Raw genomic sequence first — 15,038 nt, forward strand, 5'->3', positions numbered from 1 at the left:
AAGATGCTTCACCTTCAACAGGAACTTTTATAGTAATATCTGGTGTTAATTCTAAATCGCCAATACGTAAATAATTAATATAACCAAAGCACTGCTGTAAATTAGGATTAAAATTAAACCCTTGAATCACACTGCATTCTTTAAAATAATCTGACATGATTTTCTCCCTAATTATAAAAGTTTAAAACGTTTGATAGTTTTCTTGGTTATAAGGGTAAACAGGTGCAGCATGTCCTCCTGATTTTTTAGCGTAACCTTGTTCATATGTCACAACATTCTTTTGTGTTGCCCGACCCAGAGTTTCATGCCTTTCTGTCGTATAAAGATAAACATTCCGCTTTTTACCAAGGTTGATCAATGTTCTTACCGTATCATAGCCAATAGCAACCTGTGCGAGGTCAGTATTTTTATGAATGGAGGCAAGCATATTCCCCATTGAATGTTCTGCAGTTCCTCCATAAATTGCCGCAGGAATCACTTGACTCATTTTAGCAAGCAATCTGCCTGGACTAACACTTGAGTAAGTAGTTGTCATTACAGTATTTTCAATAAGCTTTGTCCAATCAATAGACTGATCACTATAATTTGCAAGCCGCTTACAGATCAATTTGGTTTTAGCAGAATCATATTGATATTTATGAATATGCCTTCTCACAGAAAAATAACTTGTTAAAATCAAATGCTCTGGTTTCCAATAAATAGAAATTTGACCTGTTGTATCAATATCATAGTTAATTATGTTACCCGCAGGAAAACCAGAGCAATGCACTAAGTCATATTTAGCTGAGAAATTATAAATATGGGGGTAGCAATTGCTTAATTCTTGAAAGCACTCTCCACCCTGATCATTATCAAATAACATATCCCATAAAAATACCATCGTCTCCTGCCCCATACGTAAAGCATCTTGACGATTTTTATAAACCATTTGATGATTAATCAACTTTTTAAAACTTTCATAATTATAAACATCAAAAAACTTAGGCGGGTCGCCATATTCGCGCTTATAGTGCTTAATTATTTCTGCTGCATGTTTTAATTTCTTCTCAGAAAACATACTCTCCATGCCTTCCTGAACCACTCTAGCAACCTGTGGATTCGCATAACTTCCTTGGGCAGTTTTCGCAGCATTATAAAACTCCATATATTCCTGAGCTTCTTTAACCTCGTGCTGATTATAGGTTTGTCCTTGCTGATAATGCTCATAAAAGCCCGCACTTTTCCCTGCCAATTTTTGCATTCCCGGCGGATTAAACGCCACCGTTCTAAAAGCAGTAGGTTCAGCGAGTTGAAACTTCATCGGCTGATCTACTGTTAGCATGGATATCCATTGCGCTAAACCGCCACCTAAAGAATGTCCAGTGATATAAATATCTTTATGGTCAATATTCTTCTCTTTTGCATACACAAGTACCTGAAATAAAAAGCTGATTGCATCTTGACCTTGAGCTAAGGAATTACTCGAAGCAAGATCACCATCCACATAAGCATCTGGAGTATTGCTGGTACCACGGTAGGCAACAATCAAAACCTCTTTACCATTCTGTTTATATTTGTAAGTACGGGCAAAAAAGCCATTTGCTTTCGGTCCATGTGGGTCACTATTAATCGCTGTTTCTGTATTCTCTAGCAAATACCTATATCTATCTGCTGATGCATTCTTAGGAGAAGCTAGCTCCTTCCCTGGATTTAAATAAACATCATTAGCCAAAAATGCCAAATCACTTAATGTAACTTCGCTCACTTTAATTTTCCTCCAATTAACTTGCTGCCATACGTGCATAGGGCAAATAACTATCAACTAGCTTTTGTGGAAGCTTAAAAATATAAAAATCTTTTGAACTAATTTCTCTTTCTCCTTGACCAATAGCGGCATAATTATGTCCACCTTGCTTCTCTAGCCAAATCACTAACCCATCTTGTGCCGTTGTATAGCGTGAAGGTGTATAACCACAACCAAAAAAACTTAGATTAATTTTTGCTAAACCAGACTTAATTGTTCGATCATAGGAATCATACAACATTGAAGCATAAGGCCCAGGCACCCAATACTTCCCCTTTTGATCTAATTGTGATGTCGACACTTGAGATTTTTGCAGCCCTCGATCGCCTACTTTATCAACCTTAGCAGAGTCTCCTGGCCAATATAAATTTAGGTTTTTATCCACATAAAGCTCTGCTGAGCATTTATACATGTCAAATGCTAACATCCCTCCGCCTTTAGGATAATGCTTTTTATATAAAGTTAATCTAATCGCTTCTAGTCCTTTAGGCAGCTTGATCGCTTTACTTGCATCTAGCCCGTATTCATGGGCATATTTATTGCTATAGGCCATCACCGAATAAGGCAGTTTAGTGGCTTTAAATTCAGCCTCGGTGAGTGGTTTATTATTTGAAAAGCTTTTGGTGGCAGCAAATAAGCTTAACCCCAAACTTAAAAAAGCGCATTGATGCATTTTTTTCTAAACATAGGCCCTCCTTAATAAAGGTTTTTTGCTGCATAAGAAGCATATTGATTAAATTTATTCTCTAAAGAAATAGGCATATGAAAATGATAGAAATCATCTGGAGTTGGCACATAAGCTACCGACTGACGACTATAGTCAATGTGACCTTTCTTCTCTAACCAAATAGAAAAATCCATAAAGGTGCGAGGGTATGAAGCACAACCCGTATCGAGCACTACTTGATTAAACTGAGGTGACTTTGTTTTATCAAAAGCCACGTATCGAATTGCTGCATAACGCTCTGGTCCTACCCTTTCTCCATATTTTTCTAATAAGTTAGATGCAAAAAAAGGCTTTTAACCCAGTCTGGCCTGTTTCTACATTACTAGTTTTGGATTGATTTGTCGGCCACCAAATATCTAACCCCTTATCCACATAAAGCTCTGCTGAACATTTATACACGTCAAATGCTAACATCCCTCCACCTTTAGGATAATGCTTTTTATATAAAGTTAATCTAATCGCTTCTAGTCCTTTTGGCAGCTTTATCGCTTTACTTGCATCTAGCCCGTATTCATGGGCATATTTATTGCTATAGGCCATGACTGAATAAGGTAATTTAGTGGCTTTAAATTCAGCTTCTGTGAGTGACTTAATATTTGCAACGCTTATTAGCGAAAATAACACCCCAGTAGCAACCATTGTTAATTCCAGTTTTTTTGGCATATTTCCCCCTTATTAAGCCAGACTCCCATGCACAGTTAACCCTTAACAACATCATCTAACTCACCTGAAGAACTGCTATTCCCTTCTTGCTTTATTTGAGTCTCAGTTGTTTTTTTACTTTGCCTGTTTAACTCTTCATTTCCAGATAAAACTTTATCATCCACTTTTTTCATAAAAGTTGTAATCGACATATCACACACGTCTTGTGCTTTTTTCCAGGCCATTGTATTATTGCGATGCGTTGACTCGATATCTACTGCATAAGGAATTAAAACAGCCTTAAGGTCTGCTAATCCTGAAAGTTCCTCTTCAAAGTACTCCAATGGATCAAATGATTTTAATTTTTTCTCTAAATGGTCAGTCAATAAGAAGGCCTTATTAAACTGCTGATTGTCATATAATTGCTTAGCTTGCTCAATTGACTGTAAAAGCTTTTGCCATTTACTTGAATTAACAGTAGGATTCGCTTGCATTGCCACAGCTGTAGTGTGAGCTGGGAGCGCTTGCCCAACCGAAACCGGTTGAAACTTAATTTCACTTTCAGTTAGCATTAAATCTTGGTTTAGTACTTTTTCTTCTTGATCTTTAGTTTCATTAATAACAGGATCAGGCTTCGGTTTGGCATGATAAATTGGCAATGCATCACTAATAAAACTACGAATTTTAAACACTAACGCCATATCTTTATAACGTGGTAATGTTTCTTCAATAACTTTAATATACTCGGCAATAGCTTCAAGAATCGCTTGCTTCGCACAACTGTCATCTGCCATTGCCAGTCCTTTTTCCGGCTTTTTCTCAAGCATTGCTGCAATACGCGGAAACAGGCGCTTATTAAACCAACGCAGCACATTGGCATTTTTCTTATCTTGCTTCTCAACCGGAGCAACATGATCTTGAGCATGCATTAAGCTCATGACTAAATAAAGTAATGGAGGAAATTCCAAAATACTCTCATGCTGATCGTAAGGTAATTTCCAAAAACTCACTAAAAAATGATTTTAATAATAAATCAAAGTTTTGTTTTTCGTACTGGCTCTAGCTGATTAAAATCTTCTTCGAACTTCTCGATATTAATTTCACCTTGCGACAGGTCAGAAAAGTGATGAGTATGCTCTGACAACTCAGCGATAGGGTCGATCTGACCTAAAGTTTCAAGCAAAGGCTGCCAAGAATTAATCAAAGTTGAGCCTTGTAAACGCTCTTGATGGTCTAACAAGGGGGCAAGAAATGGCATAGCGCTCATAATGTAATTTTCCTTTCGTCTAATAACCTAAAATTTACTAAAAACCACTTAAATTATCTGCTTTATTTAAATTTAAATAGCGTTTTAAACGGGCTCTAATAATTCAGGTAAAATTTGTCTTAACTGGTTGAGTTGATGAATAATTGGCAGGTTATTTTTTTTATCCAAAAGCCCAGAGAAAAATAAACTTTCCAGCATCGCTGGTTCGTGGATTTGATATTGTCCATAAATACGCACTTGGTGTGGACTAAAAGCACCAAAGCCTTGCTTAAGCTCCAGCTGTAATTCACGCCCTTGTATCCATCGTTCTTCTTGGTTTGCAGCGCTATTACTTTTATTGCCAGTAAAAACTAGACAAATTAAGCGCTCACGTAACTCATCCCACCAAATATGACTCGTTTCATAATCAGATTCAGATAGGTAGTTTTTAATTTCATTGATGTAAAAACTAAAGTAGCGCTCTGTATCCATGCTTAAAAAGTGCTGATTAGAGAGCTGCTGTACAATTGCAGGAAGTGAGTAAACTTTATCATTATTCAAATAGCACAGCGGCTGACCGACAGCAAGCTCACTTATATTTGAGAACAATGCAGGCTTGAAATAATTCGTAGTAGAAATCTCAAACAATGCACTACCATAACCCAAATGACCCACTAGCCGACTATGACCCAATAAGTTAGGCAGGCTCGGCTGCCAAGCATGACAAAAAAAAGTATCGAACCTGTAGGCTTTGCAGAAATTCTAAATCAAAGCTTTGATCACAAATCACAGGATATTGCTCAGATGATACGTGATTTTCTAAATAACTTTCTGCACTTATCACATGTATTATTTTAGCCGCAGATAAAAAAACTGGGTTACGGCCAACCAAATAAATTGCTCAACCGGTTGAACACATAAAACACTTTCAAAAGACAAATGTAAATTAAAAACACAAATGGCATCGCGTAAACGTTGCAATATAAACTGGCTGGCGGTTACCGTATACAGACCACCTTGCGGTAAAAAGCAAGACAAACACGGCTCAGCTGGCCCATAACGGTGGCTCTCTGAGCTTTCAACAGGTCGTACTTTAAAAAAACAAGGTAATAATTGGCTGTTAAACACTGCAAGCCCAGTCGAAGAACAAACATGACAATCAAAAGCAATTTCCTGAGCACGGTTCTTAATATAAATGTCACCATAACTTGCAACAATGACAACATGCAACCCTAGCTTAAAGCCGGTTAATACCGCTAAGAGCGCTTTAAGTGGGTCTTCTTCGACAACTAATAGTGTTTGCCCAGACTCAACACCTAATAACTGCCAGTGCTCTGCTAAAGAAGCAATAAAGCTTGCCCACTCACCATACAGATACTGTGTATTCGTTTCTGGACAAAAGTAAGCGCCTTTCCCACATGCATGTCGGCCAATAAGCAACTGATAAAGGTCGATGTGACCGACACAGTGCTGTAACGTTAAGCTATCGTCCATCTTGTCGATTAATAAGGGACGTAGCTCTTGCGATAGATCATCTTGCTGATTTAAACTTGATAACCAACTTGTCGGGCAGCCCTGCCCTGCTGAAAGTAAGTCTACTGTATGGGCAAGCCGCTCCTTTGGCATAACCATTAATCCGCTGACGTATCAGTAATGCCGTTCACACCTAATTTAACCGTATAATCGTCGGGAATCGGCTGAGTGATTAATACTTTCCAGCGGTCTGTTGGGTTAGTAAAAAAGAAGTATACACCAAAATCTTTCGAGGTAGTCACCGGAATATCAGCCGTTAACGTTTGCCCTGGCTTAATTACACTGCGATAAAGCGTCGCTGAGGTGAATAGCTGATTATACAAAGTATCATAGCTATCGGTTAAAAAGCCGTTTTTATCCGTCGCTTTAACCATCACATAGAACACTTTGGCATTATTCGATAATGCACTACTGTCTATAGTTAACTGTATTTTCTTTTGTTTGGTCGTAAATAACGAGCAACCCGTTAAAGTCAGTGCAAATAATGCAACCACTAAGAACGACCACTGTTTTATTTTCATCGAGCTTTTTCCTCTGTTTTTACTCTGCTGTTTATAACGAAACCTAAATGACAATGCTATACATCTGGCACTCTTGCTGAATCAGGCGCTCACCACACGCCATTGGCAAACAACTATACAATGATGGATCTTCAATAACATTCCGCACATCAATCCGCATATTTTCAGCACAACGCTCTAGCTTAGGTATCAATAATTGACGACAACGCTGCTTAATCTGTTCAACCTCTGCTGAGGCCATTAAGGATTCAGAAAAAAATCGTAATGTAAGCTGCTGCCGGCTAAAATGCCCATAAGGCCCTAAGGTTGAATCTAAACCCATGCGAGTAATCCCTAACTTGTTACGCTGATTCACTTCAGCTTCAGAACAACTGTCAAGAGCAATCTCAAGATCAAAATCACTAAAACATTGCTCAACCATATAACAAATAAAGCTTGCAGATTGCTGAGGTGCATCCACAAGCGAGAGCACCGCTTGGCCTTGACAAAAAGACGCCGCGAGCGATAGATGACGCTCTGGATATAAAACACCAACATACTGCTGAATCAGGTGATGCACAATCACATCAAAAACCTCTGCTAGTTCTTCATTTTCATCAACAGAGACAATGAATAAATCAGGCAATTCTCCTAACGGACCACATAAGCTTAAATTCACTTCGAACCAGGCAATACCATTTTCAAAAGAAATAGCTTCAACAATCGATGTCGGCGATAACGTTTGCTGACTACGTTTAAAAAACCATTGACTTGGCTCATAACCTGCTTGCTCTACAGCTTGCAACAGAGGAATCAACTCAAATTTATTAACGTTTTTCTGGATATAGTGTTCTAACAATGGTTAATAATCCCTATTGATACGTGTATATTTTAATTTTTATCACCGCCTCTGGCTTTCTAAGTCCAATCCACTGGGCTCAAATTCTACGGTGCGAATGGTAAGAAAACAAGGCATTTACACTATAAATTGAAATAACGCTAACCAGAAAAAGAAATCATCATCTTAAACAAGATAATTAACAATATCTTACTTAATTTAAAATTAAGTTAAGCAATCACTCAAACTCAATTTAAAGCCAATAGTACGGCAAATAAATCACAAAGCCAGTATTAAATTAAAGATTTAAAATAATTTATTCAAGAAATATTGACAATTCATTAAAATAATATGATCATGTGCCTCATTGAGAATATAAAACAAAAATATAAGAGCGACAATAAATGGACTTCATATTCAACACAGTTCAACAGCACATAGATAACAGGCACTTTATCTTATACCCGCTCACCCTGAAAAATAAGTCAAAAACACAAATTAAAAACAAGCTTATTTAAATTTTAAAATAAAACAAACTTTTCTAATCAATGACAATCTCACTAGGCAAGGAGTTAATCGAATAATGGCAATCCAAGATAAACTGCCAAAATCACGCATCACCCTGCGTTACCCAACCACAGTCCAAGGCCAGAAAAAAGAAGTTGAGCTTCCTTTAAAAATGATGGTGATCGGCGATCTTTCCCAAGGCTCTTCTAAGGACCGCCAACTGGAAATTGAAGATCGCGAAGCACGCCAATTGCATGGTAATAACCTAAATGCGGTTATGAAAGACATGGCAATGACAATCAATTGCAAGGTTGAAAACAAAATTGATCCAAAAAACTGCAGTGAAATTGACGTCCAATTGCCAATTGAAGGAATGCACTCATTCAACCCTGAGAAAATTGCCGAAAACATTCCTAAAGTTAATTCATTGCTACTCATGAAAAAGTTACTACTCGAATTACAGTCTGTTGTCGATAACAAAAAAGAGTTCCGTCGCAAACTCAACGAACTATTGCAAAATAAGCAATCGGTCAACCAGATTAAAGAAAAGCTAAATGGGTTTCAAAATTACCGACTCCCAACGCATTCACAATAAATAAAGATAATAGGCATTGTAATGGATAAGACTGTCACGACCGAAGATATTAGTTTAAATGACTTGCTATTAAGTGCGAGCCTTACAACAGAAACAACTGATTATTTACCAATGATCAGTGATGATTTATCAACCATTAATGAGCAAGTAACCGATGAAGAACGCTTAATTTCTAGCGTTGCTGCCCTCCTTGTTAACCTGGATGAAGATGAAGAAAATAACGGCTTCAACAAAAGCATGATTCAAGGTCTCATTCATCGTGTTGATAGCATTATTAATGAGCAAGTGAATGAAGTTCTCCATGCTCCTGAATTTCAGCGCTTAGAGTCAACCTGGTGCTCGATTGATGACTTAGTAAAAAATACTAACTTCCGTGCCAACATTAAAATTGATTTATTCGATGCAGAAAAAGATGAAATTGCAGAAGACTTTGAATGTAACTCATCTGATATGACCGGCAGTGCCTTATTTAAAAAAGTATATACCGAAGAATACGATCAATATGGTGGTGAGCCTTATGGCTCGGTCATCGGTCTTTATGAATTTGAGCACACACCAAAAAATATTGAATGGCTAAAAAACATGTCTAAACTTGCAGCCGCAAGCCATGCGCCATTCACTGCTTCTGTCGGCCCTCAGCTTTTTTGGCTGTAATACCTCAGAAGAACTATCTAATATAAAAGACCTCGAAGGCCTGATGAAGCATCCAAAATACGGCCACTGGAACGCTTTTAGAAATAGCGATGAAGCTGCTTATATTGGCCTTACTTTGCCTCGATACATGGTACGCCTCCCTTATGACCCAGTGAGTAACCCTGCGGGCAATGTTTTACGCTCCTTTAAAGAAGATACCTCAGGACATGATAACAAGGGTTATCTATGGGGCAATGCCTCTATGCTATTTGCTCGCAACCTGGTTCGTGCTTTCGAAACAACCGGCTGGTGTCAATCAATTCGCGGCCCTAAAGGTGGTGGTGAAATTGCAGGACTGCCCGTTCATACTTTTAATATTCGTGGCCAAGAAGAGATTAAAATACCTGTTGAATTCGCCATTCCAGATTATCGCGAACTTGAGTTTGCAAATTCAGGCTTTATGCCGCTCGTTTATCAAAAAGGTTCTGCAAACGCCTGTTTTTTCAGCACACAGTCTTTAAAAGCACCTGAAGACTTTATTGACCCTAAAGACAGTGAAAATGCCAAGCTGGTGACTAATCTAGCCTATACCATGTCAGTGACACGTATTGCTCATTACGTCAAACGCATGATGCGAGACAATATTGGCTCTTCAGCAGACCAAAACTATGTTCAAAAGCAAATGTCCTCTTGGGTTAATAATTACGTTTCTGAAGTTACTAACCCGAATGATATTACGACTGGGCGTTTTCCATTTAAAAAAGCAGATGTTTCTGTAACACCAACCCCTGGCGAGCCAGGCTGGTATCACTGTAGCTTCCGCATTCTTCCTCATATTCAGTTTGAAGGAATGAATGCTGAACTACGTCTCGACACACGCCTCGATGGCAATTAAACCATTTCTATAACAAGGAGACTATAATCATGGTCAATAACGAATACCCCTGTAACGTTGAACAAGGTTTTAACTACAATAAAAACAAACAAGTGCCATTTGGCTTTCTTGATGCATTAACAATCGGTACAGAACAACTTGCGGCAGATATCCAGGTTAAAACCCCAGATGGCGACTTAAATGCTGTTGCTGTTATTGAGCATACCGAGCGTGCTGTTCAACCAACTGATGCAACAAAGTACATTATGCGCTTAAGTGTTGCGAATCAGCGAAAAATTAGCCGCTTATGCAAATAAGATGGATAATACTGATATCGAACACTCTCATATCGTCTACGCATATGACCCAAACCAAAAGAAATATTTCAAAGCCTATCATACAGATAATCAGTCTTTAAAATCCGTCGTTGATAAAGACGAAACAGGCAAACTAAATATCTCCTTAGAAAAAGAAACAGCAGCAGATGTACAGCAACCCTTAAACTACCGACTCACTGTTACGTTGCGCCCGAAGCCAGAAGAGCAAATCTACATTACCGCAGTCAGTGAAACTCAGAAAAATTGTCACCAATATGGTGTGACTAACGCTTAAGGCTATTCATGACAAAGCATGATCATAATCTTGCCAGAGTCAACTGGCATTTAGGTCAGCAACTTGCTCCTGAGCATTTCCATGCTCAGGAGCAAGCGTTTTATGCTGAAACCTTATTACGCTTGCAGCAATTCGGCTTACCCTTAGAAGGTGTTATTGACTTTGATTGGGATAATGAGCTTCTCGAAAAAGCTGGGCTTGTCAGATTAAAATCATTCACCTACCTGCTTCCTGATGGCACTTTGCTAAAATTAGCGGATAATATCCATATTAATACTCTAGCATTGCAAGAAGTTCATCAGCGTGAGGTCACACTGTACCTTAATCATTTAGGGGAAGAAATCTTTCAAGAACGTGTTAATAATAATGATATACAGAAAAAACGCTTTATCATCCAACTTGCAATTAATACGCTCGACAACGCTCACATTAGCTTGCCTCTTGGCCAACTTGAAGAAACAGTCTCGGGTCACTGGGTGTTTGAAAAAAATCTACTTTCCCCCTAGCATCCGCTTTATAAAAACCACGCTCACCCAACAATTTTTCTATCAGCTCGACTCATTACTTGTTGAGCTAGAAGAAAGCCTAAAACTTAGCTTAGCTTCATCAATTGATGGTTTAAAGTCAGTCAAAGCTCAACAGTGCTTAAAGTCTGTTTATTTATTAATACAACATATTGCTGGCCTGAATAATAATATTAAGACGCATCCTTATTATTTACACGAGAAGATTAATCAACTTTATTTAGACACCTGCTTCTATTTTGATATTATACCTGAGCAATTATCAGATTATTTACACCATAAACTCTACAACACACTCATGCAACCTATCGAAAAAATAAAATCTCTGTTTAATCACGACAATGAGCGCATTATCTATCTGGACTTTAAGAACCAAGATGGCCATCTAATCTGCCAAAATCTACCTGACAGTATTTACCAAGCTTCTCATGCTTATATTTTAGTCCAAAAGCAGAACGCCCATGACCATATTAATTTAAGTCAGATTAAGCTTGCTTCATTATCACGGCTTTCTCTCACTTATAAATTATCGCTGCCAGGGCTCCCCATTAAGAAACTCGCCAACTTACCTTTCCAACATGGCTTTGGTGCCAACGTTGATTTCTACCAAATCGACTTTGGCCTAGAGTGGGATAATATCATGAAAGAGCAAGCCGTTTGTTTCTACGATCACCCTGACTTTTCTGAAACAAAATTCTATCTTTATTTTATTACTCACGGCTAACGCAATAAGTAATAAATTAAAAAGTAATACAAGGATATAAAAATATGCCGAAAGGTCAAACATTTGACATTACCTTTGATGTTGCAGGAATTGTGATCCCTGGAGCAAGTATTCATGGTATCGATGTTAAACTAACCCCCTACGGGCATAAAACAATTGTTAACTTTTTTGTTTCAAATCAAGAAGGAAACCATGATTATATTTTAGAAAAATTACAAGCTCCTTTCGCTCTGGAGGCGACACTAAGCCTTGTTAATTGCTATTACCCAGCAGCTGAGCGTGAGCAATCACGAATCACTATTAAAGGCATTATCTGTGAAAAGCACATTTTAAAACAAAGCGCTAGCATCGAAGTCACAGACAACCCAACATATTCTCGCTGCTATTCGGTGACATTTATTGATCGAGCTTGTGCATTCTGGTCACAGCATAAACCAGCTCGCTTATATACCAATACAAACTATAAGCAGATAATTGCCACTCACTCTTTTGATGGGTTAAATTGTAGTTCAGAGCTTGATGCATTTTCTGCATCGCAAAAAAATGATCATGGTGAACCCTTATGTTTCATTTTACCAATATTTAAGTGCAGTGATTGACCAATATAACGGTGTACTACTTTACAATTCAGCACAAGATAACTACTTAATCACTGCAAATAAAGCAGCACTGGATCGACATGAAAATCACCAATATTATAAAAGTTTCACCAAACAAGCCGTCATTAAACTACCGAATACCAGTTGGTGCAACCTAGAGCACTTAAATGGTTACGCTTATAGTAGCGATGCACGCAAAGAAATCAGTAACCATGCACAAACAGCGAGTATTTATCAATCACATGTTAGCTGCACTCCCGTTCAACAAAGCTTTGATCATCATGTTCAACAAGCAGCTTCCCACTTTAATCGTCAACAACACCAACAACACAGCCGACTTGAATTAGAATTCGATGATTATCCAAATATCGACCTTTTGCCCGGTGCATTGCATGATTTAAATGATTATGGCTGGAGTAAAGAGGATAGTAGCACTCAACACAATCAGCGAGTGACTCACTTGCATTTAAATTTAAAAGCATTAACAAAATATAGCGACATTGACTACAAAGTCAACCAAGCGAAATTTTTAACAAAGCTTAAACTAGAATTAGAGCCTATTAATAATCCTACTCACTACCTACCATTTAAAAAACAATTATTTAGCCCAGTAGAAGTTGAAGGCTTAATTGTCAGTGAGGTCCGTAATACGGATGACTTATCCTTTGATTTAGAACAGGACAAAAATAACCAACAAATCTACTATAAAGTTGCAGTCCCGTTGTGGGGAAATCAGCATATTCAAACTGCTCATGCACCCAATACATTAACAGGCCACATGTTTTTTCCACTGTATAAAAACCAACGTGTTTTAATAAAATTATTCCAAGAAAATGCAGAAATTAAACATCAACTTGACTGGCGGCCAGAGCTACAGTCTTCAAATGACAAGCAAGGCAACGGCATCAAGATGGGGCTCAATGAGTCAACAGCCGCACAACTCAACCAACATTATGATGGTGATGTCGCGACTTTAGATTTATCACAAAATAACGGCAATACCACCCAGTTTGTCTCGATGACTAAAGGCAAAATCAACTTTTCATTGCATCATAAAGGATAATAATCATGGCCGGCAAAAAGCTAAACTGTGATATCGAGTTCTCAGAAAATGGGGGAATTCGCATCTCAATTGACCAATCAAAGAGCTTTATCCAAATGGACGATGAAAAGATCGTACTTAGCTTCAATAATCAATCAAGCATCACACTCGATGCTACTGGAGTTACCATCAATAGCATGAAAAATATCAATGCGTTAGCAAACCAAACTATCGCTCTTAATGCAAGCACAGGACTCACAGGCAATTGCGGTGGCACAAAGATTGATTGTCAGGCTGGCGGCTTAGACATGAATTCACCCGGCCCCATTAATCTTAAAGGTGGCGAGATCCACTTAAATTAATAATTATTATTATGCTAAACTCTACTCAAAAAAAACAAACACACCAAAAGAAAGAACAACTTACGCGTTGGGTTAAAAGAATTAGTCGAGACAATAAAGTAAACAGTGAATTTGAGCCTCTGTTACACGCTGTCGCTTCTTTCTCACAAAAAATTGAAGAAAGTGCTCATAAGCAGCTGCAACAATTGCGTCAACAGCAACTCATGCGCTATTTTCCTTTTTTCCTCAAACCAACCTTTAGTAAGTGCATTGCTCAAATTAAAAATCAACATCACTTTGCCGAAGCAATGCCTATTTATCGTCATGAGTCAATCAAGGGTATTACTAACAATCAAAATCTAATTTTCAAACCTCTTGGGTCATGGCATATTTATCCATTGGTTTTGGAAAGCTCACAAATCGACGCTATCCGTGGCATATTATCACTTAACATTAAATTAAACAGCCCAATCGTTTATCGTTGGCATACACTACCGCTTTACTTGCATGTATCTCACCAAGTAGAATCTGCCTTTTTATTGCGTCATCAGTTGATTCGTGCATTAAATAGCAAAGCTGAATTTATCAGTCAGGGGAAAGTAGTTGCAACTGAAAAAATTAAAATAAAAAAACTTTCCTTTGGCAAAAATCATCCCATTGAACAGATAAAAGATTTTTTAAATTTCCCAGAATTAAATAACTTCATTAATATTCACTTTGAAGAACTTCCTTTAGATGCTATTGACAACATTAATCTTAAAATTAAAATAGATAAAAACATTATAAATGATCTAGAATTAAACAATCTAATCTATGCGAATGTTCTGCCGTTTACAAATATCTCATCAGAGCATGCTCTCCCCATCGATGTACAAGGGTTCCAAGAAGCTTACCCTATTATTCACCCAGATATCCATGGAAAGTTCCAACTTGCTAATATTAAAAAAGCATATTATAAAGAAAATGGCGAAACGATTAATCTATTTCCAAGCCATCTTGCTGAAACAGGTGCCGCTTCTTACGAGCTTATCCAGCACTTCTCAGAGAGTAATTACTCAGAACTGCGTTTTCACTTCCCCGAAAACATATCAAAATCGCGCACAATCTTTATCGATGCGGACTGGTTTCAACTTGATTATTTTCGACAGTCTGAACTAAACCTTACTTTCTATAACCGCAGTGAAAATCACTTAAAAGTTAATTTGCTTAACTCTCAACCAACGACACATCTCAATGAACAACTAAAAGTTGAAAACCTTATTGAACTCGCAAACATTAAAAACCAACGCATCATAAAACATGATGATATTGCTTTAAT

22 protein-coding genes are annotated in these 15,038 nt (G+C 37.8%); 12 read left to right on the forward strand and 10 right to left on the reverse strand.

The annotated features are described in order from the left end of the window. Positions 1-181: 181 nt before the first annotated feature. The 7 genes from BGC07_RS03690 to BGC07_RS03720 all read right to left on the reverse strand — a co-directional run bounded on the left by BGC07_RS03690 (position 182) and on the right by BGC07_RS03720 (position 5,073). The gene (locus BGC07_RS03690) at positions 182-1,744 is read right to left on the reverse strand and encodes an Mbeg1-like protein (protein ID WP_069312000.1); all 1,563 of its coding nucleotides are present in this window, start codon (positions 1,742-1,744) and stop codon (positions 182-184) included. A gap of 16 nt (positions 1,745-1,760) precedes the next feature. Then, on the reverse strand, positions 1,761-2,432 hold the full coding sequence (locus BGC07_RS03695; RefSeq protein WP_139121607.1) for a hypothetical protein: 672 nt from the start codon (positions 2,430-2,432) through the stop codon (positions 1,761-1,763). A gap of 47 nt (positions 2,433-2,479) precedes the next feature. After that, positions 2,480-2,725 (reverse strand): hypothetical protein, encoded by a 246-nt coding sequence (locus tag BGC07_RS03700; protein ID WP_069312002.1) that lies wholly within the window; start codon positions 2,723-2,725, stop codon positions 2,480-2,482. A gap of 58 nt (positions 2,726-2,783) precedes the next feature. Then, positions 2,784-3,173, reverse strand: a complete 390-nt coding sequence (locus tag BGC07_RS03705; protein ID WP_069312003.1) for a hypothetical protein — start codon at positions 3,171-3,173, stop codon at positions 2,784-2,786. 35 nt (positions 3,174-3,208) lie between these two features. Further along, on the reverse strand, positions 3,209-4,162 hold the full coding sequence (locus BGC07_RS03710) for a hypothetical protein (RefSeq protein WP_139121608.1): 954 nt from the start codon (positions 4,160-4,162) through the stop codon (positions 3,209-3,211). 23 nt (positions 4,163-4,185) lie between these two features. Continuing rightward, entirely contained in the window at positions 4,186-4,419 is a 234-nt protein-coding gene (locus tag BGC07_RS03715; RefSeq protein WP_069312005.1) for a hypothetical protein, read from the reverse strand. Between the two features lie 84 nt (positions 4,420-4,503). Beyond that, positions 4,504-5,073: a hypothetical protein gene (locus tag BGC07_RS03720; RefSeq protein WP_069312006.1), complete on the reverse strand. Its 570-nt coding sequence runs from the start codon at positions 5,071-5,073 to the stop codon at positions 4,504-4,506. A gap of 45 nt (positions 5,074-5,118) precedes the next feature. Between BGC07_RS03720 and BGC07_RS21685 the strand changes: the two genes are divergently transcribed. Beyond that, entirely contained in the window at positions 5,119-5,256 is a 138-nt protein-coding gene (locus tag BGC07_RS21685) for a hypothetical protein (protein WP_235602903.1), read from the forward strand. Here the strand turns inward: BGC07_RS21685 and BGC07_RS03725 are convergent. From BGC07_RS03725 to BGC07_RS03735, 3 genes are read right to left on the reverse strand one after another with little or no spacing between them, the layout of a single operon-like run. Next, a complete protein-coding gene (locus tag BGC07_RS03725; protein WP_139121610.1) occupies positions 5,248-6,024 on the reverse strand; it encodes a hypothetical protein in 777 nt (258 codons plus the stop codon). The two genes, BGC07_RS21685 and BGC07_RS03725, sit on opposite strands and share 9 nt — an antisense overlap. A 5-nt stretch (positions 6,025-6,029) precedes the next feature. Next, entirely contained in the window at positions 6,030-6,452 is a 423-nt protein-coding gene (locus tag BGC07_RS03730) for a hypothetical protein (RefSeq protein ID WP_069312008.1), read from the reverse strand. A 43-nt stretch (positions 6,453-6,495) separates the two neighbouring features. After that, the gene (locus BGC07_RS03735; protein WP_069312009.1) at positions 6,496-7,290 is read right to left on the reverse strand and encodes a hypothetical protein; all 795 of its coding nucleotides are present in this window, start codon (positions 7,288-7,290) and stop codon (positions 6,496-6,498) included. Positions 7,291-7,852: 562 nt separating this feature from the next. Between BGC07_RS03735 and tssB the strand changes: the two genes are divergently transcribed. From tssB to iglH, 11 genes are all read left to right on the forward strand, one after another. Further along, positions 7,853-8,371 carry a type VI secretion system contractile sheath small subunit gene (gene tssB / locus BGC07_RS03740; protein WP_069312010.1) on the forward strand — a complete coding sequence of 173 codons (519 nt, stop codon included), beginning with the start codon at positions 7,853-7,855 and terminating at the stop codon, positions 8,369-8,371. Positions 8,372-8,392: 21 nt separating this feature from the next. Continuing rightward, complete coding sequence (locus BGC07_RS23020) at positions 8,393-9,025, forward strand: type VI secretion system contractile sheath domain-containing protein (RefSeq protein WP_268801602.1); 633 nt, start codon at positions 8,393-8,395, stop codon at positions 9,023-9,025. After that, entirely contained in the window at positions 8,979-9,899 is a 921-nt protein-coding gene (tssC, locus tag BGC07_RS03745; protein WP_268801603.1) for a type VI secretion system contractile sheath large subunit, read from the forward strand. Before BGC07_RS23020 ends, tssC begins: the two co-directional genes overlap by 47 nt. 29 nt (positions 9,900-9,928) lie before the next feature. Then, the gene (locus BGC07_RS03750) at positions 9,929-10,195 is read left to right on the forward strand and encodes a hypothetical protein (protein WP_069312011.1); all 267 of its coding nucleotides are present in this window, start codon (positions 9,929-9,931) and stop codon (positions 10,193-10,195) included. Then, positions 10,155-10,490, forward strand: a complete 336-nt coding sequence (locus tag BGC07_RS03755) for a hypothetical protein (protein ID WP_139121611.1) — start codon at positions 10,155-10,157, stop codon at positions 10,488-10,490. Before BGC07_RS03750 ends, BGC07_RS03755 begins: the two co-directional genes overlap by 41 nt. 8 nt (positions 10,491-10,498) lie before the next feature. Next, positions 10,499-10,996 (forward strand): type VI secretion system baseplate subunit TssK, encoded by a 498-nt coding sequence (locus BGC07_RS20035; RefSeq protein ID WP_069312013.1) that lies wholly within the window; start codon positions 10,499-10,501, stop codon positions 10,994-10,996. Beyond that, positions 10,971-11,738 carry a type VI secretion system baseplate subunit TssK gene (gene tssK / locus BGC07_RS03765; RefSeq protein ID WP_069312014.1) on the forward strand — a complete coding sequence of 256 codons (768 nt, stop codon included), beginning with the start codon at positions 10,971-10,973 and terminating at the stop codon, positions 11,736-11,738. Before BGC07_RS20035 ends, tssK begins: the two co-directional genes overlap by 26 nt. A 44-nt stretch (positions 11,739-11,782) precedes the next feature. After that, on the forward strand, positions 11,783-12,337 hold the full coding sequence (locus BGC07_RS03770; protein ID WP_069312015.1) for a hypothetical protein: 555 nt from the start codon (positions 11,783-11,785) through the stop codon (positions 12,335-12,337). Then, complete coding sequence (locus BGC07_RS03775; RefSeq protein ID WP_069312016.1) at positions 12,288-13,400, forward strand: hypothetical protein; 1,113 nt, start codon at positions 12,288-12,290, stop codon at positions 13,398-13,400. The genes BGC07_RS03770 and BGC07_RS03775 overlap by 50 nt, the downstream gene beginning before the upstream one ends. Positions 13,401-13,405: 5 nt before the next feature. Continuing rightward, positions 13,406-13,741 carry a hypothetical protein gene (locus tag BGC07_RS03780; protein WP_069312017.1) on the forward strand — a complete coding sequence of 112 codons (336 nt, stop codon included), beginning with the start codon at positions 13,406-13,408 and terminating at the stop codon, positions 13,739-13,741. An 11-nt stretch (positions 13,742-13,752) separates the two neighbouring features. Next, positions 13,753-15,038: type VI secretion system baseplate subunit TssF/IglH (iglH, locus tag BGC07_RS20515; protein WP_158006859.1), on the forward strand; the 1,286-nt coding region annotated here is incomplete at its 3' end.

Origin of the sequence: Piscirickettsia litoralis (assembly GCF_001720395.1) — a bacterium.
In the GTDB taxonomy this organism is placed as follows: domain Bacteria; phylum Pseudomonadota; class Gammaproteobacteria; order Piscirickettsiales; family Piscirickettsiaceae; genus Piscirickettsia; species Piscirickettsia litoralis.